Genomic DNA, 19,577 nt, shown 5'->3' on the forward strand with positions numbered 1-19,577 from the left:
GGGCCGTCGTTGTCGTTCGGCCCGGTTGGTGTGATGACTCGACCCTTCAGCGCGACCGTGTCGCAGTCCTGACGGATTTCTGAAATGCGCAGCTCAGAGGCGTCGCAGCACGTCGCGGGCATGCAGGACGGCCTGTACCCCGGTCACCGGCGCACCGTCGTGCTGCACGTCGAGCGGCGACTGCCGGCCGGCGCCGATCAGCGCCCGGTGCAACAGCAGCGCGTCGTCCCGGGCGCCGACGCGCATCAGGAACCGGGTGATGTAGCGCAGGTTGAGCCACTGTTGGCTCCAGTCGCCCACGCGGTCCCAATGATCGAGCACGACGAGGAAATCCGCAGCCGCGGTGGTGGTTTCGCTGTGCACACCGCGCGTCGCCGCCGCCTCCATCAGCGCGATGCCGTGCCACCAGAAGTTGCGCACCGACGCGGCGAGGTCGGCGGCTTCGTCGAACAACTGCAGCGCCGCACCCGGATCGGACTTCTTGAGCACCAGACCCAGTGCGTAGCGCGCCATCGACTGCGCGGTCGGGTTACCGGTTCGGTCGGCGATCACCATCGCCTCTTGCGCCGCCTCGCGACCGGCCTCCGGTGTGCGCAGCGCGGCCTGGCAGATCGCGACGTAGAACAGCGTCCACACCAGCCGGATCGGATCGTCGACGCCGCGGGCGTGCTCGGTCTCGTGTTCGTAGTGCGCCAGCGCGGTGGCGGGATCCCCCTCGTAGAGCGCGACATCGGCGAGCACGTCGCCTGGGTAGGCGACGCGTCCGTTGCCGCGGCCGGGTCGGCGTCCGGCGGCGAGCGCGGCCAGCGTGCGCGCGCCCGCCTGGTCGCCGCGGTTCCATGCGCCCCTGGCGGCGAACCCGACGGCCGCCGGGTACAGCGGATGTTCGGGGTCGGCCACCTCGATGACCCGCTCCGCCCACCCGGACGCCTCGAAACCGATACGCAAATGGACGAATTCGGGCAGCGAGGTCACCAACCGCAGCGCGGAGTCCACGTCGCCGGTGGCCATCGCGTGCTCGAAGGCCGCCCGCAGGTTGGCGTAGTCCGGCAGCGCGCGCTCGACCCACGCCTGCTCGTCGGGTGTGTGCATGCCCGCGGCGGCGCGCTGCGCCAGCTCGGTGAAGTAGGCCATGTGCCGATCGGCGATGTCGTCGTCGGCGGCCGCGAGCCGTTCCCGCCCATAGGCGCGCAGTGTCTCCAGCACGAGATAGCGGGTCCGCTCGACACCGCCCCGCACGGCGACCATCGACTTGTCGACCAGACCGGCGAGCAGCTCGACGGTGTCCTCCTCCGTTGCACCCGGCTCGCCGCAAACGCCGTGCACCGCCTCCAGGTCGAAGCCGCCGGCGAAGACCGAAAGCCGGGCCCGCAGCGCCTGTTCCGGTTCGGCGAGCAGCCGGAAGGACCAGTCGATCGTCGCGGTGAGGCTCTGCTGGCGCGGCAGTGCTCCGCGGGCGCCGCCGCGGAGCAAGCGGAGCCCGTCGAGCCGGCGGGCGAGGTCGAGGCTGCTCATCACGCGAATCCTGGCCGCTGCCAATTCGATTGCCAACGGCAGGCCGTCCAGTTGCCGGCAGATCTCCGCCACCGCGCCGACGGGCTCGCTGTCCAGGTCGAAATCCGGGCGGCCCGCGCGGGCGCGGTCGGCGAAGAGCACTTCCGCGTCGCCGGCGTCCAGCGGCGGCACCGCGAACAGCCGTTCGCCGTCGACGCCGAGCGCCTCCCTGCTGGTGGCCAGCACATTGACCCGCGGGCAGTGTGTGACGATGCGCTCGACGAGGGCGGCGGCCGCGTCGAGGACGTGTTCGCAGTTGTCGACGATGAGCAGCAGTTCCCGCGAACCGAGGTATTCGATCACGGTGGAGTCGATGTCCAGGCCCTGACGTTGCTGCAGCCGGAGCGCGGCGGCCACCGCATGCCCCACCGCGGCACCGTCGTCGAGAGGGGCCAGTTCGCACAACGCGGCACCGTCGCAGAACCGCTCGATCTCCCGGCTCGCGACCTCGACCGCCAGCCGGGTCTTGCCGACGCCGCCGACACCGGTCAGCGTCAACAACGGGCCGCCGCCGAGGGCGGCACCGATCGCGGACAGCTCGGCCTGGCGGCCGACGAACGTGGTCGGCCTGCGCGGCAGTACGGGCGGCCGGCGGGCGTCCGAGAAATCCGGCGCAGGTGTGGCCGCGACGGCGGGCTCGCCGTCGAGGATCTGCTGATGAACCGCGCGAAGCGTCGGGCTCGGGTCCACACCGAGTTCCCCGACGAGCCGGTCACGCGTGCGCCGGAAGGTGTCGAGCGCCTGGGCCTGCTGCCCGCAGCGGTACTGCGCGAGCATCAGCTGGGCGGCGAGGCGTTCGTCGAGCGGGTGCGCGTGGTGCGCGGCGATCAGGTCGGCGATGATCTGGGCGTGCCGCCCGGCCTTCAGGGCCGCGTCGTTGCGGTCCAACGTGACCGAGAACCGTTCGACCTCAAGGGAATTGCGCACCTCGACGATCCACGGTGTGTCGAGGGCAGCGAACGGTTCACCCCGCCACAGCGCCAGCGCGTCGTCGAGCAGCGCGGTCGCGAGCGCAGGGTCGGTGGCGTCGCGAGCGCCGGCGGCCAGGCTGCGGAAGCGGTGCAGGTCGATGGCGGTCTCGTCCGCCGACATCTGGTAGCCGCCGGCCTGCCGCACTATCCGCACACCGTCGACGTCGGCGAACAGCGTGCGGAGCCGAGACATGTAGGCCGCGAGGGCGTTACGCGCATTGTGCGGCGGGTCGGCGGCCCACACGCGGTCGATCAGCACATCGGTGGGTACCGTGCGGTTGACGTCGACGGCCATGGCGACCAGCACGCAGCGCTGCCGGACGTGACCGATCTCGAGGCGGCGTCCGTCCAGCCAGGCCTCGACATCGCCGAGCAGTCGGAACTCCACACCCACGGCGTCTAGCTTTCCCCAGGTTGCGAGCGCGCGTGCAGGCTCTACCGGGCCAGCGCCAACGCCTGCGCTCCCGACAGCACCTGCGCGCCGTCCGGTGTCTCGGCGGCCGGCGCACCGGGTGTCTGGTGGCCGGCCGCCTGGATCGCCCGGTGCAGCGCCGCGGCATCGGCGTCGGCGCCCAGCCGCTCGAGCAACAGCGCGACGTACTTCATCGTCTGCCAGTGCTGCGCACCCGTGCCGGATCCCGCCTTCTCCCAGTGGTCGAGGATCTCGGCGAGTTCGGGCGCGACGGACGTCGGCTCGGCGTGCATGGCGCGGGTCCCGGCAGCCTCCATGCGCGCGATGCCGGTCAGCCAGTTGTTCTGCACGGGAGCGGCGTGCCCGACGGCGTCCGCGAAGTACTGCAGCGCGCGGTCGGGGTCGGCGGGCCTGACCGCCCGGCCCATGGCGCAGCAGCCCATCGCCAGCGTGCTCGGATTGCCGGTGGCAGCGGCGGCTTCGCTCGCCTGCCGCGCGGCGGCCAACCCGGCTTCGGGCGTGCCGAGGGCGTCGAAGGCGATGGTGACCTGGTAGAGCACCCATACCAGCCGCGACCGGTTGCCGGTGGCGCGGGCCGCGTCGACCTCGGCTTGGTAGTGGGCCAGCGCGACGGCCGGCCGGCCCTCGGAGAACGCGATATCGGCCAGCACATCGGCCGGGTAGCCGAGGTAGGTGTGCCCCGCCGCAGGCACCAGCCCGTCGGCGCGTTCGGCCAGTTCCCCCGCGCGGGCGAACTGCCCCAGCACCCAGGCCTTGCGGGCCGCCACGCCGATGACCTCCGCGTAGAGCGGGTGGTCGCGGTCGGCGATGTCGATCGCGCGGTCCGTCCAGTCTGTGGAGGTGTAGCCGACGCGCATCTGCATCAGTTCACCCATCGACGCGACCAGGCGCATGGCGGAGTCGACATCGCCGTCGCCGACCACGCGCTCGAAGGCGGTGCGCAGGTTCTCGGTGTCCGGGGAGGCGATGGTCGCCCCGGCGTCGGGCGCGAGCCGCGCGATCCACATCGCTTCGTCGGGTCCGTGCATCGCCGCGTGGCCGCGCTCGACGATGTCGACGAAGTACCGGGCGTGGCGCTTCTCGTAGGTGTCCTGTAAACCCTTGTCCCGCAGCCGCTCCCGACCGTAAGCACGTAGCGTCTCGAGCACCGCGTACCGCGTACCGCGTAAGCAGCGCGCCGCCGCGGATCACCACCATGGATTTGTCGACGAGGCACGTCAACAATTCGAGCGTGTCGTCCTCGGTGGCGTCGGGCTCGGCGCACACCCCGTGCACCGCTTCGAGGTCGAAGGAGCCCGCGAACACCGACAACCGTTCGAACAGCGCCTGTTCGGCCTCGGCGAGCAGGCGGTACGCCCAGTCGATGGTGGCCGCGACGCTCTGCTGGCGGGGATGCGCCCCGCGCGCGTTCCCGCTGAGCAGCCGCAGCCCGTCCAGCCTCCGCGCGATGTCGAGGCTGTTCATCACGCGGGTGCGGGCGGCCGCGAGTTCGATGGCCAGCGGCAGCCCGTCGAGTCGCCGGCAGATCTCGGCGATGGCGCCGACGGGCTCGGCGTCCGGGTCGAATTCGGGCCGCCCGGCGCGGGCGCGGGCGGTGAACAGTGCGGCAGCCTCCCGCTCGCGCAGCGGCCGCACCGGCAGGACCCGTTCACCGTCGATCGACAACGGCTCACGGCTGGTGGCGAGCAACGTCACCGCGGGGCATTCGCGGGCGATCCGCTCGATCAGCGAGGCGGCGTCATCGAGCACGTGCTCGCAATTGTCGATGAGCAGCAACATGTTCCGGTTACGGAGGTGCTCAACCGCGGTACCCGCCACGCCCAGCCCCGGTTTCTCGTGCACACCGAGCGCGGCGGCGACCGCGCTGCTCACCGCCGCGCCGTCGGAGACCGGTGCCAGTTCGCAGAACACGGCGCCGCGCTCGAAGCCGTCCTGACAGCGCTCCGCGGCTTCCAATGCGAGCCGGGTCTTTCCGACGCCGCCGACGCCGGTGAGGGTGATGACGTGGTCTGCTCGCACGGCCGCCGCCGCGGCCGCCACCTCGTCGGCGCGGCCGATGAAGCTGGTGAGCCTGCGCGGCAGACTCCCAGCGCGGGCGGGCGGCGGTGGCCTCGACGGCGGGACCGGATCGGCGGGCTCGCTGTCGAGGATCTGCTGGTGTACCGCGCGCAGCGCCGGTCCGGGATCGACACCCAACTCGTCGACCAGACGCTCCCGCATACGCCGGTAGGTCTCGAGCGCGGCGGCCTGTCTGCCGCAGCGGAATTGGGTCAGCATCAGCTGTCCGGCGAGGCGCTCGTCGAGCGGGTGCGACTGCAGGGCGGCTTCCACCTCGCCGAGGATCTCGGTGTGGCGGCCGGCGCGCAGCGCCGCGTCGTTGCGGTCGAGGAAAATCGAGAGATGTTCGGCGGCAATGGCGTTGCGCATGTCATCGAACCACGGGGTGGCGATGCCCGCGAACGGCTCACCGCATCCCACCGTGAGCGCCTGCTGGTACAGCGCCAGCGCCTCGTCCGGATCGCCGGCGGTGCGCGCGGCCGCGGCGAGGCGCCGGAACCGCAATAGGTCGACGGCGTCCTCGTTTGCGACGAGGGTGTACCCGGCGGGACCTCTCCCGATCTCGACGCCGCCGCCGGCCAGCAGCGTGCGCAGCCGCGACAGGTATCCAGCGACCGCGTTGCGGGCACGGGCCGGCGGCCGGTCCGCCCAGACCCGGTCGATCAACTGCTCGACGGAGACGGGCCGGTTGACGTCGACGACGAGCGCGGCGAGCACGCACCGCTGCCGGGCATGCCCGATCTCGAGGCGGCGCCCGTCCACCTCGGCACTCACCTCGCCGAACACCCGAAACTGCATCGGTACACAGCGTGAACCAACCGGCTTCGACATGCGCGGCAAACGCGCCGACTTCGTCGGAGTGCCGGCGCGCCGAACGACCGCGGCCTGCGAGGGGTAGGCCGCGGTCGTCGGGGTTGCGGTGGTTATCCCACGCCGCCGTTCTGGCCGTTGGTGCCGTTCGTGCTGCCCGGACTCTTGCCGCTGCCGGTGCCTCCTGTGCCGCCGGTGCCGGGGGTGTTCCCGCCGGGTCCGGCGTCGCCGCCGTCGCCGCCGTTGCCGCCCTTGCCGGTCGCCTTGTTGGTCGCGGAGGTGGCCGAACCGCCGTCGCCGCCGTTGCCGCCCGACGAGCCGGGACCGCCCTGGCCGCCGTCACCGCCTGTGCCGCCCTGGGCCGGACCGTTCACCGAGGTGGAGCTGCCACCCTTACCGCCGGATCCGCCTGCGCCGCCGAACGTTCCGCCGTCGCCGCCGTTTCCGCCGCCGTTGCCGTTGGCGTCGCCGTTGTCGTCGGCACTGGCGCCGCCGGAATCGCCGCCGTTGCCGCCGTTGCCCGCGTTCGCGACACCGTCGGCGCTGGCCGCGTCTCCGCCGGCGCCGCCGCTGCCTCCGGCGCCGCTCAAACCGCCGGCGCCGCCGTTGCCTCCGGTCCCACCGGTGGCGGTGCCGTCGGTGATCGCCAATCCGCCGTCACCGCCCTTGCCGCCGTTGCCCGAGACCAGACCGCCTTTTCCTCCTACGCCACCGTTGCCTCCGGTCGCCCCGCCGGTCGCCAGCACACCGCCGCCGTGGCCACCCGCGCCGCCGTTGCCGAACAGCCCGGCGTTGCCGCCTTTGCCGCCGGCCCCGCCGGTACCCGGTGAACCGGAGATCACGCTGCCGCCGTCACCGCCCGCGCCGCCGTTGCCGAACAACCCGCCGTCACCGCCGTTGCCGCCGGCCTGGCCGAACCCGCCGGCGCCGCCTTTGCCGCCGTTGCCGAACAGCAGGCCGCCGCGGCCGCCGTTCTGGCCCGGACCGCCGTCGGCGCCGTTGCCGACGAGCAGCCCTCCGTTCTCGCCGGGTTCGTCGCCGTTGCCGATGAACACCCCGACGACCGCGGCGACGAGGTTGTCACCGGCGACGGGCGCCAGGCCCGCGGGACCGCCATTGCCGGTCATCGTGGGCGCACTTGCAGCGGCGATGACGCGATGCTCCAGCGCCGACGCAGTGGTGCGCGGGGCCGTCCGGGTGCGGGTCGCCCGCCCCTCACCCGGGATTGCGCGCTGCTGGGGCGTCGCGAACACGACGAACGAGGAAGGCAACGAAAATGGCCCGGCCGTGTCACCGGCGTATGCCGTGGTCCCGCCGGAGGCGACGACGCGCAGTGGCGCGGGCGGCAACGCGGCCGGGATGGTCCGGGCCGGCGCCGCGTGGGCGGCGGTCGCCGCGGGGACGGCCGTCAGGGCGACGGTCTCTGGGGTGTCGACGGGCAGGGATGTCAGTGCGACGCCGACGCCGAGCGCTACGGCCAGGGCACCGACGCGTCCGACGTATCGACTGCGGACAAGCCGCTGGGAATCGGTCATTGCGGTCTCCAATGTGTGGCCCGACTTTCGGGATGATCAAGACGAGCTCACAGTGGACCCAGCGGATGAAACGACGGTTCGGCGGCGATGAAATCCGCAGGTCAGGACGCTAAAAGCGGGATCTACCCGTGGCGCGCACCGATCCAGTGCAGCAGGTCGTGCACGATCTCGTCGTCGAGCCGGTAGCTCACCGCGCGCCCGACCCGCGTCGAGCTGACCCAGCCCTGCTGCCGCAGCACTCGAAGCGCTTGAGAGACAGCGTTTTCCGAGCGGCCCAGCGCGGCGGCGAGGTCGCCGACGCAGATCCCCGGGGCACGGTGCAGGCACAGCAGGATCTCGAGCCGGTTGGGGTCCGAGAGCAGATCGAAGCGCAGCGTCCACACGGCGCTGTCGACCTCGGCGAGCGCCGACGACGCGCGCTTGACCAGCGCCTGGTTGCCGGGCTGTTCCACGACGTCGAATCTAGTCCAGCTGTCGGGCCCAGTCGACGACGTGGGTACCGCCGTGGGCACCCGGGGATTCGTGTGGTCACGGCGTCACCGCATGCGCGGCGTGCCGCCCGCCGCTTGGTGAGGATTGACGTAATCCGAGCTCACGAACGGATTGCGCTCTCGGGCAACATGGTTGAGCATCACGTCTCGGGCAGCCGGACATGTTGGTACGACACCGTTGATGTCCGTAGCCCGGTGCAATGGAGTGTGGCCGTCAGGCCGCGTCGTTTCTCGGGGGTGCGGGTCCGCCCGGTTCTGCGGCGGCGTCCACTGTCGCCGCGGCCTCGGGGTGCGCGTCGCCGATCTCTTGGTCGCCGTCGCGCTCTACCAATACCGCGGTGGCTACTTCTGCGTCGTCGACGGACTCGAGATCGGGCCCGGCGTGGCCCTCTGCGGTGTCCTGCCCAGCTTCGTCGGCGCTCATATCGATGTCCTCGGTGGGCACTGTGAAGTCGGGCTTGGCGCCGCCGTGTTCGATGGTGTGGGCGGGTTTAGAGCGTGGCTCATGGTCGACGGCTTCGGTGTCGTCGGCGGGCTCGGAGTCCGGTTCCGCCGCATCGATTTCGGCGTCGTCGACCGGAACTGTGGTGTCCTGCTCAGCGTCACCTTCGTTGTCGCCCAACGGCTTTGCGGTCGGGGGTTTGATGTCGTCGATGGTGATCGGGCCGACGGGTGCTTCATCGTCGTTGTCGGGTTGGAGGAGTCGTTCGGGGTCGGGTGGCCCGGAGGGGTTGCACCTCCGGGCTCCCTCAGAACCGGGCGTGACAGTCTCCCGTCACCCGGCTCCCATCATCTTGATCTTCAGCGGGGCCGTGACCTGGCTCCAGTGGGCGAACAGCCGAGGATAGTGTGCAACAGCACGGGCCCAGGCTTTACTGGCCTTCCGGTAGCCGCGGTAACGTCGATATTTCTTGCGGATCCAGCGCAGCAGGTAGGCGTTGATGCGCCCAAGGAAGGGGTTTAGCGCTGTGGAGTAAAAGGCTCCGTAGTAGCGCATCCACCCCCGGACGACCGGATTGATCATCCGAGCCAACTCAACGAAGGACAGATCGGTGCGACGGTGCAACTTCCATCGGCGCAGCACCTGCCCCATCTTCTTCAAGGCGTCGGGGCTGACCGCAGGAAGAAACGAGGTGAATACCACTCCGTTTCGATTGCGTGCCCCGCGAGCGCGAAACATGTAACCCAGAAACGTAAACGACGTGTGCTCAGCAGAGCCGCGCCGGTTGGCGTCCTGGCAGTACACGATCCGGGTCTTGTCCGGATGCAGGCGCAGCCCGACAGATTCCAGCCTGGTTGCGATCGCCGCCTGCACCTGGTGAGCTTGCCGCTCACTGGTGCAGTGCACGACCGCGTCATCGGCATACCGCTCGAACGGGACCGACGGAAATTCCCGACGCATCCACATATCGAACGCGTAGTGCAGAAACAGGTTCGCCAACACCGGGGAAACCGCCGACCCTTGCGGGGTGCCACGATCTCGCTGGTGCAGGGTGCCATCGGGCTGCTGCAGTGGTGCGGCAAGCCACCGCTTCACATACAGCAGCACCCATGATTGGTCGGTGTGTGCGGCCACTGCTTTGATGACCAGATCCCAGGGCACACTGTCGAAGAACTTCGCCACGTCCAGATCGATGACCCAGTCGTAGCTCCAACAGCGTTGCCGACAGGCCCCAACCGCGTCGAGGGCCGACCGGTTCGGTCGATAGCCGTAGGAGTCTGGATGAAAGATCGGTTCGACCTGCTCTTCCAGCCGTATGGCCACCACCGTCTGGGCGATCCTGTCCGCGACCGTGGGCACTCCTAGCACCCTGGTCCCGCCGCCATGTGGCTTGGGGATCTCCACCGCCTTCACCGGTGGGGGAAAGTAGGACCCCGAGGCCATCCGATTCCAGATCTTGTAGAGGTTGCTCTTTAGATCAGCCTCGAATGCCTGCAGATCCACACCATCGACTCCCGGTGCACCCTTGTTCGCCTTGACCTTCTCGTAGGCCCTCCAGATTTCCCACTTCGAAACTTCGAACGGTTTCGCTGATGATTTCAGCGTGCTCATACAGCTCCTCCCCGAGACGATTCCCCGGGTTGACCGGACAAACAGCCACAGATGACCCGGCCCCTTCGCTCCACCCCCATTACAGGGGCTTCCTCACTACTACGAGCCGGTCCGCCAGCGCGCCGCGCAACGGTACTCACACCGGGCCATGGCCCGGCTACTCCCTCTCGCTGGGGAATCCGGTTACATCCCAACCGAACTCATTCAGCAGTGTCGTGACGCGCCTTCCCACGTTTCCTGCAAGAGCCGCAGACCAGGCTCATGCCGCCTCAATGCCGGACACCACCTGGCCAGAATCGGGACACCCGCCAAGCCTTGCTCCCGCCGCCCACCACACGGCCGCGGTTTCGATGTCACTCCAAACTATGACGACACATCAACAGCGGTTCGGGGTCACTCATCTTCCTGGTCCCCACCTGACACCTCCTGGGGGTGCCTTTTCCACATCGCTCACCACGACGGTCTTCAGCCAACGCAGCATGTGGTGGTTTGAAGTCTCCGCCCGACCGACGACTCCGAAGGGCCAACCTTCATCTCTTGCAGAACACCGAATCACACAGTCTCGCTACCTACATCGAGCCTCCGATCCTCGTTCGTGGCACACGCGATGGTAGTAGTTGATGCGGTTTTGGCCGGTGTCGAGGTGTTCTGGCGGATACCACTCGGTGTCGTGGTGTTCGGTGATACGGGTGCTCCAGCCGCCGTCGTCGTCGACGGCGCGGTTGTCAGCACCGCAGGCCAGGGTGAGGTCATCGACATTGGTGTTGCCGCCTTTGGCCCAGTCCTTGGCGGCGTGGTGGACCTGGCTGCCGTAAGCACCCACGGTGCAACCCGGTTTGGTGCACCCGCCGTAGCGGGAGATCAGCATGATCCGCTGTGCCGGAGAAGCCACCCGCTTGGACCGGTACAGATTCAGCGCGGATCCGGTGGCGCGGTCGAACACCGCCAGGTAGTGGTTGGCGTGAGCGGCCATCCGGACCACGTCGTCGATCGGCACGATCGTGCCCCCGCCGGTGGTGCCGACCCCGGCGTGGGATTCGAGATCCTGCAGAGTGGTGCGGACGATGATCGACACCGGCAGCCCGTTGAGCTGACCCAACTCCCCACCCATCAGCACGATGCGCCCGGCGGCGATGAACGCGTCATGGCGGCGCTGAGCCGGACTGCGGTGATCGTTGTCGATCTGCTCCTGACTCGGGGTGCCCGAGGTGCACGGCACGGGGTCGTCGGGATTACACATCCCCGGGGCGGCCAGTCTGGCCAAGATCACCTCCCACGTCGCCCACGCCTCCGGCGTCAACCGCGCCCGCAGATCGACCATCCCGTCCTCGCCCTGCGGGGACACCGTCACCGATCGCTGCCGGGCGCGTTCCACGTCGGTGGGCTCGGGGCCGTCCTGATCGATCATCAGCAATAGTTGATTGGCGCAGTCGGTGAGCTCTTTGGGCCCGGCTTTCACCGCCATGCGCACCAGATCAAGCTCGAATCTCTCCCGGGTGGCGGTATCGACCCAGCCGGGCAGCTTGCGCACCGATTTACGAACGATCTCGACATGCTCGGGCGTGATCAACCCGTGCGCCTGGGCGATGGCGGTGGCTTGCAGCAGTGGGGGCAGCGCCGGCCCGGTCAACGCCTGACGCGGGGCAAGATGTTCGGCTTCGGCCAGGCGCCGGTTCGCCTCGGTCGTCGACAGCCGCCACCGCACGGTCAGAACTTCTCTCCACGACTTGGCACCCATCTGCTGCGGCGTGGTCTCGGTGCGCAGCCGCGCCAACAACCGATGCCCCAGCGCCGGCAGCTGACACGACACCGTCTCGAAGTCATCGAGAGCGGCCACCAGCTCAGGCGCATCCAAAAGGTCGAGATCGCAGGCGCTCAGCGCGTCGACGGCCGCCCGCACCGCGGCCATCGCGTCCGACACCTCGCACCCCGCCATATTTCGAACATACATTCGAACACCGACAAAAACGGATGCACGGTCCTTCGACTGCCCTGCTAGGGCGTGTCTGACAAATGTTTCGGGTGTTTCGGTTGAGACTTAGGGCATGTCGCGGTTTCAGCTGCTCACCGATGCTCAATGGTCATTGATCGAAGACCTTCTACCTGTCCGAACAGGTAAGAAGGGCAGGCCTTTTCGGGATGCCCGCTCGATGGTCGAGGGGATCATTTATCGATACCGGTGCGGGATCGCCTGGCGAGACGTGCCCGAGGTATTCGGACCGTGGCAGACGATCTGGACCTGGCACCGACGGCTGAGCGCCGAGGGCACCTGGGACATGGTGCTGGCTCGGTTGCTGGCCGCCGCCGACGAGGCCGGGATCATCGACTGGGCGGTGTCGGTGGATTCCACGATCGCCCGCGCTCACCAACATGCCACGAACATCACCCGTGACACAGGGGGCTGGGTCGAATTACACAAATCTGGCGAGCGAGCCGCCTGACCACGGCATTGGTCGCTCGCGCGGCGGGTTGACCAGCAAGATCCATCACCTCGTCGACGGGCACGGCCGACCGTTGGTGGTGCTCGTGAGCGCCGGCCAGGCAGGCGACGGACCGGTCCTGGAGCATTTGCTCGCCCACCTCAAAGTTGAGCGCTGCGGGCCTGGGCGGCCCCGCACCCGGCCCGATCGCCTGCGCGGAGATAAGGCCTATTCCAGCCGAGCGACCCGGCAGCGGCTGCGCCGACGAGGGATCGTTGCCGTCATTCCCGAACCGTCCGATCAGATCGGCCACCGTAAACGTCGGGGCACCCACGGCGGCCGACCGCCAGCATTCGACGCCGAGGACTACAAGGGCCGCAACGTTGTTGAACGAGGATTCAGCGTCACCAAGCAGTGGCGTGGTCTGGCCACCCGCTACGACAAACTCGCCATCGTCTACCGGGGCGCAGCAGTCCTACGGGCCATCACACTCTGGCTACCGCATTTATCAGACACGCCCTAGTCGAGAAAGCCGTGCAGCAGCGCGGCCGAACCTTCGACGTGGGCGCGCATCGCCTCGGCGGCACCATCGGCGTCGCCGGCCAAAATCGCCAACACGATGGCCTCGTGTTGTTCGTCGGAGTGCGCGATGTTGCGGGGCAGCAACGGGATCTGGTCCAGCAGCGCGTTGAGCCGCATCCGGTTCTCGGCGAGCAGCGGTACCAGCGACGGCGACCCGGCCGCCTCGGCGATCGCCAAATGCAGCCGGGAGTCCAATCGCCGGTAGTCATCGTCGGGCGCCGAGTCGCGCACGTCGGCGAGCCGTGACCACAGCCGCTCGCGCTCGGCCGCGGTCAGAGTGCGCCGCGCCGCCATGTGCGCGGCGCCGACCTCGAGGATCTCGCGCAGCCGCAGCGCATCGTCGATCTCGTCGCGGGTGACGCGGCCCGTATCGCCGGTGTGCCTGGGCAGTTCGTCGGCCAGGAACGTGCCGCCGTAGCGGCCGCGCCGCGACACCAGATAACCCGCATCCGACAGCGACTTGATCGCCTCGCGGACGGTGTCGCGGCTGACCCCGAGGCGGGCGGCGAGTTCGCGCTCCGGGGGCAGACTCTGGCCCGGCGCCAGCACCCCGAGCCGGATCGTCTGCAACAGCCGGCCGACGGTGTCTTCGAACGCGTTCCCCGGCCGCACCGGGCGCAGCAGCGCCTCGGCGGCCGCCTCGGTCTGCCCTTCCAGTGGTGCGTCGGGGTCCGCGGTCATGGTCTAGAGCGGAGTGACGTAGTGCCCGCTGATGCCGCCATCGACCAGGAAGCTCGACGCGGTGATGAACGACGCGTCGTCGCTGGCCAGAAACGCCACCGCGGCCGCGAGCTCCTCGGGTTCGGCGAACCGGCCGACCGGCACGTGCACCAGCCGGCGGGCGGCCCGCTCGGGGTCCTTGGCGAACAACTCCTGCAGCAGCGGTGTGTTGACCGGCCCGGGGCACAGCGCGTTGACCCGGATCCCCTGCCGCGCGTACTGCACGCCGAGTTCGCGCGACATCGCAAGCACCCCACCCTTGGATGCGGTGTAGGAGATCTGTGAGGTCGCCGAGCCCATCACCGCGACGAACGATGCGGTGTTGATGATCGAGCCCTTCTGGTTGGGCACCATGTGGCGCAGCGCAGCCTTGCAGCAGAAGAACACCGATTTGAGGTTGATGTCCTGCACCCGCTGCCACGCGTCGATGCCGGTGTTCTCGATCAGATCGTCCTCGGGCGGGCTGATGCCCGCGTTGTTGAACGCGATGTCGACCGAGCCGTGCGTCTCGGCGGCGGTGTCGAAGAGGCGGTCGACGGCCACCTGGTCGGAGACGTCGACCTGGACGAAGGTCGCGTTGAGGTCGTCGGCGACGGTCTTGCCGGTTTCCGGGTCGATGTCGCCGATGACGATGGTCGCGCCCTCGGCGCGCATCCGCTTGGCGGTGGCCAGCCCGATACCGCTGGCCCCGCCGGTGATCACGGCCACCTTGTCCGCGAGTCGTTGCGTCAGATCCATCAAACCTCCTGCACGGCAAAGAAAACATTCTTGGTCTCGGTGAAGGACAGCGGCGCGTCGGGCCCGAGTTCGCGGCCCAGCCCGGACTGCTTGAAGCCGCCGAACGGTGTGTTGTAGCGGACCGAGGAATGCGAATTGACCGACAGGTTGCCCGATTCCAGCGCCCGCGACACCCGCACGGCCCGGGACAGGTTCTCGGTCCAGATCGATCCGGACAGGCCGTAGGGGGTGTCGTTGGCCAGCGCGATCGCGTCGGCCTCGTCGTCGAACGGCAGCACCGTAACCACCGGGCCGAAGATCTCCTCGCGCACGGTTCGGTCGGTGCGCTGCGGGGTCAGCACGGTCGGCGGGAACCAGTATCCGGCGCCCGAGGGAGCCGAACCCCGGAACGCCACCGGAGCGTCGTCGGGCACGAACGATGCCACCGAGTCGAAGTGCGCCCGCGACACCAGCGGACCCATCTCGGTGTCCTTGGCCCGCGGGTCGCCGACGACCACGCCCTTGACAGCCGGCTCGAACAACTCCATGAACCGGTCATAGACGTTGCGCTGCACGAGAATCCGGCTGCGCGCGCAGCAGTCCTGGCCCGCATTGTCGAACACCCCGTAGGGGGCGGTGGCGGCCGCCTGCTCCAGATCGCAGTCGTCGAACACGATGTTGGCGCTCTTGCCGCCCAGTTCGAGGGTGACGCGCTTGACCTGTTTGGCGGCACCGGCCATCACCCGGGTCCCGACCTCGGTGGATCCGGTGAACACGATCTTGCGCACGTCGGGATGGCTGACGAATCGCTCGCCGACCACCGACCCGCGGCCCGGCAGCACCTGGAACAGGTCGGCGGGCAGTCCGGCCTCGACGGCCAACTCGCCCAACCGGATCGTGGTCAGCGGGGTCCACTCTGCGGGCTTGAGCACGACGGCGTTCCCCGCCGCCAGCGCGGGCGCGAACCCCCACGACGCGATCGTCATCGGGAAGTTCCACGGGGTGATCACCCCGACGACGCCGAGCGGCTCGTTGAACGTGACATCGAACCCACCCGCGACCGGAATCTGCTTGCCCGACAGACGTTCCGGTGTCGCGGAGTAGAACTGCAGCACGTCGCGCACATGGCCGGCCTCCCATTCGGCGTTGCCGATCGGGTGCCCGGAGTTGGCGACCTCGAGCGCGGCCAACTCGTCGATGTGCGCGTCCACCGCCGCCGCGAAGGCGCGCAGCGCTGCGGCGCGGGCGGCAGGCGCCTGGCGCGCCCACTCGCGCTGCGCCACCTTGGCTTTGGCGACGGCGTCGTCCACACCCGCTTCGTCGGTGTGCTCGACGGTGGTCAGCACCTCCTCGGTCGCGGGGTTGATGACCTCGGTCACGCGTTCACCCGTCCTTTCGCATGGGCTCCGGTGGAATAGGTGCGGGCCGCGTCGACGACGGCGGCGAACAACCGCAGGTCGTCCAGCCGCTCCTCGGGATGCCACTGCACGCCGAGAATGAACTGCTCGCCCGGCACCTCGACGCCCTCGATGACACCGTCGTCGTCCTGGGCGCTGATCACCAGGCCGGATCCGAGCTGGTCGACGGCCTGGTGGTGGTAGCACTGCGCATCCGAGGTCTCGCCGATCAACGCGGCCAGCCGGGTGCCCGCCACGGTGCGCACGGTCGAGGTGGTGAACACCGCGTTGCCCTGCTGGTGGCGGGTATGGCCGATGACATCGGGCAGGTGCTGGTGCAGGGTTCCGCCCAGCGCGACGTTGAGAACCTGTGCGCCGCGGCAGATTCCGAGCAGCGGCAGGCCGCGCCGGATCGCACCGCGCACCAGCGCGAGCTCGAAGTCGTCGCGGCTGCGGTTGTCGGGGTTGGCCTCGTTGGTGGCCGGGTGCGGGTCCTGACCGTAGTTGTCGGGCAGCACATCCGGGCCTCCGGTGACGATCAGCCCGTCCAGACCGTCGAGCAACCGGTCGGCGATCTCGTCGTCGACCGGCTGCGGCGGAAGCAGTGTCGCGATCCCGCCGGCCAACTCGACGCCCTCGAAGTAGATGGCGGGCAGGAAGCTGGCCCGCACGTCCCACACGCCGGTCTGGGCCTGCTGCAGGTACGTCGTCAACCCGACGACGGGCCGCGCCTTGCTAGAGCCGCTCAAAGCCTCGAATCCTTTCCCAGTCCGTCACCGCGGCGTTGAACGCGTCGAGTTCGACGCGCGCGTTGTTGAGGTAGTGCTCGACGACCTCGTCACCGAACGCCGCGCGCGCCACCTCGGACTGCTCGAACCGCGCGGCCGCCTCGGCCAGCGTGGTCGGCAGCCGCTCGGCGCCGCTGGTATAGGCGTTGCCCTGCATGGCTTCGGGCAATTCCAGCTCGTGCTCGATGCCGTACAGGCCGCCGGCGATCAACGCCGACACCGCGAGGTACTGGTTGACGTCGCCGCCCGGCGCACGGTTCTCCATCCGCATGCCGTGGCCGTGGCCCACCACCCGCAGCGCGCACGTGCGGTTGTCCAGCCCCCACGCGATCGCCGTCGGCGCGAAGCTGCCCTCGGCGAACCGCTTGTAAGAGTTGATATTCGGCGCGTAGAACAGGGTCAGCTCGCGCATCGTGGCCAGCTGGCCGGCCACGAAGCTGCGGAACATCGGCGACATGCCCTGTGGATCGTCGTCGTCGGCGAACACGGCCGAGCCGTCGGAACCGCGCAGCGAGATGTGGATGTGGCAGCTGTTGCCCTCGCGCTCATCGAATTTCGCCATGAACGTCAGACTCTTGCCGTGCTGGTCGGCGATCTCCTTGGCGCCGTTCTTGTAGATCGTGTGGTTGTCACACGTGACGAGCGCGTGGTCGTAGCGGAACGCGATCTCCTGCTGGCCGAGGTTGCACTCCCCCTTGACGCCTTCGCAGTACATCCCGGCACCGGTCATGCCCAGCCGGATGTCGCGCAGCAGCGGTTCCATCCTCGTGGACGCCAGCATCGCGTAGTCGATGTTGTAGTCCGTCGCCGCGGTCAGCCCGCGATAGCCCTTGGCCCAGGCCTCGCGGTAACCGTCGTCGAAAACCATGAACTCCAGTTCGGTCCCGGCATAGGGCACCAGGTCGCGCTCGGCGAGCCGGTCGATCTGGCGGGTGAGGATGCTGCGCGGCGCGACGCCGACGGGCCGGCCGTCGGTGAACGACAAATCGGCCATCACCATTGCCGTGCCGGGCAGCCACGGCAGCAGCCGCAACGTGGAGAAGTCCGGCGTCATCACCATGTCGCCGTAGCCGGTCTCCCAGCTCGACATCGCATAACCGGCGACGGTGTTCATGTCGACGTCGACGGCCAGCAGGTAGTTGCAACACTCCGCGCCGTGCGCGGCGACCTCTTCGACGAACAACCGCGCGGAGACCCGCTTGCCGGTCAGCCGGCCCTGCATGTCGCAGAACGCGAGGATGACGGTGTCGACCTCACCGGCGGCGACCAGCCGCTCGAGGTCGGCCTCGGCCAGCATGCCCGATGGAACGCTCATCAGCAGGTGCGCCCTTTCCTCGCGGATGACGGGAATGTCGAGTAGTCAACCATTGGCAGCGGTCCGTCTCGGCACTAGTCGCGGAGTTTTACACATTTGTCACTCCCAAAGGTAGGACACCAGACCTTTGGCGAGTTTATTCTCCGTATGCCTCACGACTGCGAGAAGGAGCGAACCCATGGCTCAGGGCAATGCGCAGGACAAGATGAAGAGTTCGGGCGGCGTCACCTACAGCCAGGCGGGCGAGGGCTACTTCGAGAAGCGGCAACTCAAGCGGACCGCCGGCTTCTGGGGTCTGTGGGGCATCGGCGTCGCGGCGGTCATCTCCGGCGACTTCTCCGGCTGGAACTTCGGCATCGGCGAGGCCGGCTGGGGTGGTCTGGCGATCGCCTCCGTCGTCATCGTGATCATGTACTTCGGCATGCTGTTCTCGATCGGCGAGATGTCGGCGGCGATGCCGCACACCGGCGGCGCGTACTCCTTCGCCCGCGCGGCGATGGGCCCGTGGGGCGGGTTCGTCACCGGCTTCGCCGAGACCATCGAGTACGTCTTCACCACCGCGGTCATCGTGTTCTTCTCGGCCAGCTACGCCGACGCGGTGACCAGCGACCTGTTCAACCTGAGCATGCCCGCGTGGGTGTGGTGGATCATCCTCTACGCGATCTTCGTGGGGCTGAACTCGTGGGGCGCGGAGATCTCGTTCAAGTTCGCGCTCGTCGTCGCGATCATCTCGATCGGCATCCTCGTGCTCTTCGGCGTGCTCGCCATCGTCAACGGCGCCGTCGACTTCTCCAAGCTGTTCGACATCCCCGCCGACCCGGAGGTGGCGGGCTCGTCGACGTTCCTGCCGTCGGGTTGGCTCGCGATCGTGTTCGCGATGCCGTTCGCGATGTGGTTCTTCCTCGGCATCGAGGAACTGCCGCTGGCGGCCGAGGAGGCCCATGAACCGGCCCGCGACATCCCCAGGGCCGGCATCTGGGGCCTGCTCACGCTGATCGGCTGCGGTGCGATCGTGTTCTTCCTCAACCCCGCCGTGACCGGGTCGGCCGCCCTCGGCGCGTCCGACGAGCCCCTGCTCGACGGGTTCCGCGCGTTCCTGCCGCAGAACCTGGCCGCCGTGCTGTCGGCGTTCGCGCTGATCGGCCTGCTCGCCAGCCTGCAGGGCATCATGTACGCCTACGGCCGCAACATGTACTCGCTCAGCCGCGCCGGCTACTACCCGAAATCGTTGTCGCTCACCGGCTCCCGGCAGACGCCGTATGTCGCGTTGCTTGCCGGCGCGGTGATCGGCTTCGTCGCCCTGCTGATCGTCAACGCCAACGAGGGCGCGGGCGCGGTGGTGCTCAACATCGCGGTGTGGGGCGCGGTCCTGGCCTACGGGCTGCAGATGATCTCGTTCCTGCTGCTGCGCCGCAAGTTCCCCAACGCCCGGCGGCCGTGGGTCAGCCCGACCGGCAACGCCGGAGCCATCGTCGCCCTCGTCATCGCCGCGGTGACCTTCGTCGGCGTGCTGGTCAACCCGACCTACCGCCCCGCCGTCATCGCGATCGTCATCTTCTACATCGTCGGCTTGCTGGTGTTCGGGTTCTACGGCAGGCACCGCCTGGTGCTCTCGCCCGAGGAGGAGTACGCGGTCACCGGCGGCCTGCACGGGTTCGACCCGGAGGCCGAGGGGCTCGGCGGGACCATCGAGGACGAGATCCTCAAAGGCCATACCGACTGACCCGGAACCC

At 68.9% G+C, this 19,577-nt stretch carries 14 protein-coding genes; 2 read left to right on the forward strand and 12 right to left on the reverse strand.

Annotated elements, in window-relative coordinates; translation table 11 throughout:
• Positions 1 to 93 precede the first annotated feature (93 nt).
• From BLW81_RS24040 to BLW81_RS24070, 7 genes are all read right to left on the reverse strand, one after another.
• Complete coding sequence (locus BLW81_RS24040) at positions 94 to 2,919, reverse strand: ATP-binding protein (protein WP_083409359.1); 2,826 nt, start codon at positions 2,917 to 2,919, stop codon at positions 94 to 96.
• Between the two features lie 906 nt (positions 2,920 to 3,825).
• Positions 3,826 to 5,814, reverse strand: a complete 1,989-nt coding sequence (locus BLW81_RS24045; RefSeq protein ID WP_235632079.1) for an AfsR/SARP family transcriptional regulator — start codon at positions 5,812 to 5,814, stop codon at positions 3,826 to 3,828.
• A 125-nt stretch (positions 5,815 to 5,939) separates the two neighbouring features.
• The gene (locus BLW81_RS30185; RefSeq protein WP_083409360.1) at positions 5,940 to 7,361 is read right to left on the reverse strand and encodes a hypothetical protein; all 1,422 of its coding nucleotides are present in this window, start codon (positions 7,359 to 7,361) and stop codon (positions 5,940 to 5,942) included.
• A 122-nt stretch (positions 7,362 to 7,483) separates the two neighbouring features.
• Complete coding sequence (locus tag BLW81_RS24055) at positions 7,484 to 7,813, reverse strand: ArsR/SmtB family transcription factor (protein ID WP_083409361.1); 330 nt, start codon at positions 7,811 to 7,813, stop codon at positions 7,484 to 7,486.
• Positions 7,814 to 8,066: 253 nt separating this feature from the next.
• On the reverse strand, positions 8,067 to 8,474 hold the full coding sequence (locus BLW81_RS24060) for a hypothetical protein (RefSeq protein ID WP_083409362.1): 408 nt from the start codon (positions 8,472 to 8,474) through the stop codon (positions 8,067 to 8,069).
• 153 nt (positions 8,475 to 8,627) lie between these two features.
• Positions 8,628 to 9,905: a group II intron reverse transcriptase/maturase gene (gene ltrA, locus BLW81_RS24065; protein WP_083406851.1), complete on the reverse strand. Its 1,278-nt coding sequence runs from the start codon at positions 9,903 to 9,905 to the stop codon at positions 8,628 to 8,630.
• A gap of 565 nt (positions 9,906 to 10,470) precedes the next feature.
• Positions 10,471 to 11,856 (reverse strand): HNH endonuclease signature motif containing protein, encoded by a 1,386-nt coding sequence (locus BLW81_RS24070; protein ID WP_083409363.1) that lies wholly within the window; start codon positions 11,854 to 11,856, stop codon positions 10,471 to 10,473.
• 94 nt (positions 11,857 to 11,950) lie between these two features.
• Here BLW81_RS24070 and BLW81_RS24075 point away from each other — a divergent pair.
• Positions 11,951 to 12,848, forward strand: a protein-coding gene (locus tag BLW81_RS24075; RefSeq protein ID WP_407662286.1) for an IS5 family transposase whose coding sequence is annotated in 2 segments (ribosomal slippage) — positions 11,951 to 12,297 and positions 12,296 to 12,848 — 900 coding nt in all. Because the reading frame shifts where the segments join, the coding sequence is not laid out codon by codon here.
• Here the strand turns inward: BLW81_RS24075 and BLW81_RS24080 are convergent.
• Genes BLW81_RS24080 through BLW81_RS24100 form a run of 5 tightly spaced genes read right to left on the reverse strand, consistent with a single transcriptional unit; the run spans position 12,845 to position 17,844 of the window.
• Positions 12,845 to 13,588, reverse strand: coding sequence for a FadR/GntR family transcriptional regulator (locus tag BLW81_RS24080; protein ID WP_083409364.1), 744 nt, complete (start codon positions 13,586 to 13,588; stop codon positions 12,845 to 12,847). The genes BLW81_RS24075 and BLW81_RS24080 overlap by 4 nt on opposite strands.
• A 3-nt stretch (positions 13,589 to 13,591) precedes the next feature.
• The gene (locus BLW81_RS24085) at positions 13,592 to 14,368 is read right to left on the reverse strand and encodes a 3-oxoacyl-ACP reductase (RefSeq protein WP_173839670.1); all 777 of its coding nucleotides are present in this window, start codon (positions 14,366 to 14,368) and stop codon (positions 13,592 to 13,594) included.
• Positions 14,365 to 15,723 carry an aldehyde dehydrogenase family protein gene (locus tag BLW81_RS24090; protein WP_083409366.1) on the reverse strand — a complete coding sequence of 453 codons (1,359 nt, stop codon included), beginning with the start codon at positions 15,721 to 15,723 and terminating at the stop codon, positions 14,365 to 14,367. The genes BLW81_RS24085 and BLW81_RS24090 overlap by 4 nt, the downstream gene beginning before the upstream one ends.
• Positions 15,720 to 16,490 (reverse strand): gamma-glutamyl-gamma-aminobutyrate hydrolase family protein, encoded by a 771-nt coding sequence (locus BLW81_RS24095; RefSeq protein ID WP_083409367.1) that lies wholly within the window; start codon positions 16,488 to 16,490, stop codon positions 15,720 to 15,722. The genes BLW81_RS24090 and BLW81_RS24095 overlap by 4 nt, the downstream gene beginning before the upstream one ends.
• The gene (locus tag BLW81_RS24100; protein ID WP_083409368.1) at positions 16,477 to 17,844 is read right to left on the reverse strand and encodes a glutamine synthetase family protein; all 1,368 of its coding nucleotides are present in this window, start codon (positions 17,842 to 17,844) and stop codon (positions 16,477 to 16,479) included. Before BLW81_RS24100 ends, BLW81_RS24095 begins: the two co-directional genes overlap by 14 nt.
• 178 nt (positions 17,845 to 18,022) lie before the next feature.
• On the opposite strand from BLW81_RS24100, the gene BLW81_RS24105 reads away from it, so the two are divergent.
• Entirely contained in the window at positions 18,023 to 19,567 is a 1,545-nt protein-coding gene (locus BLW81_RS24105) for an amino acid permease (protein WP_083409369.1), read from the forward strand.
• Positions 19,568 to 19,577: the final 10 nt, after the last annotated feature.

This window comes from Mycolicibacterium rutilum, assembly GCF_900108565.1.
Lineage (GTDB): Bacteria > Actinomycetota > Actinomycetes > Mycobacteriales > Mycobacteriaceae > Mycobacterium > Mycobacterium rutilum.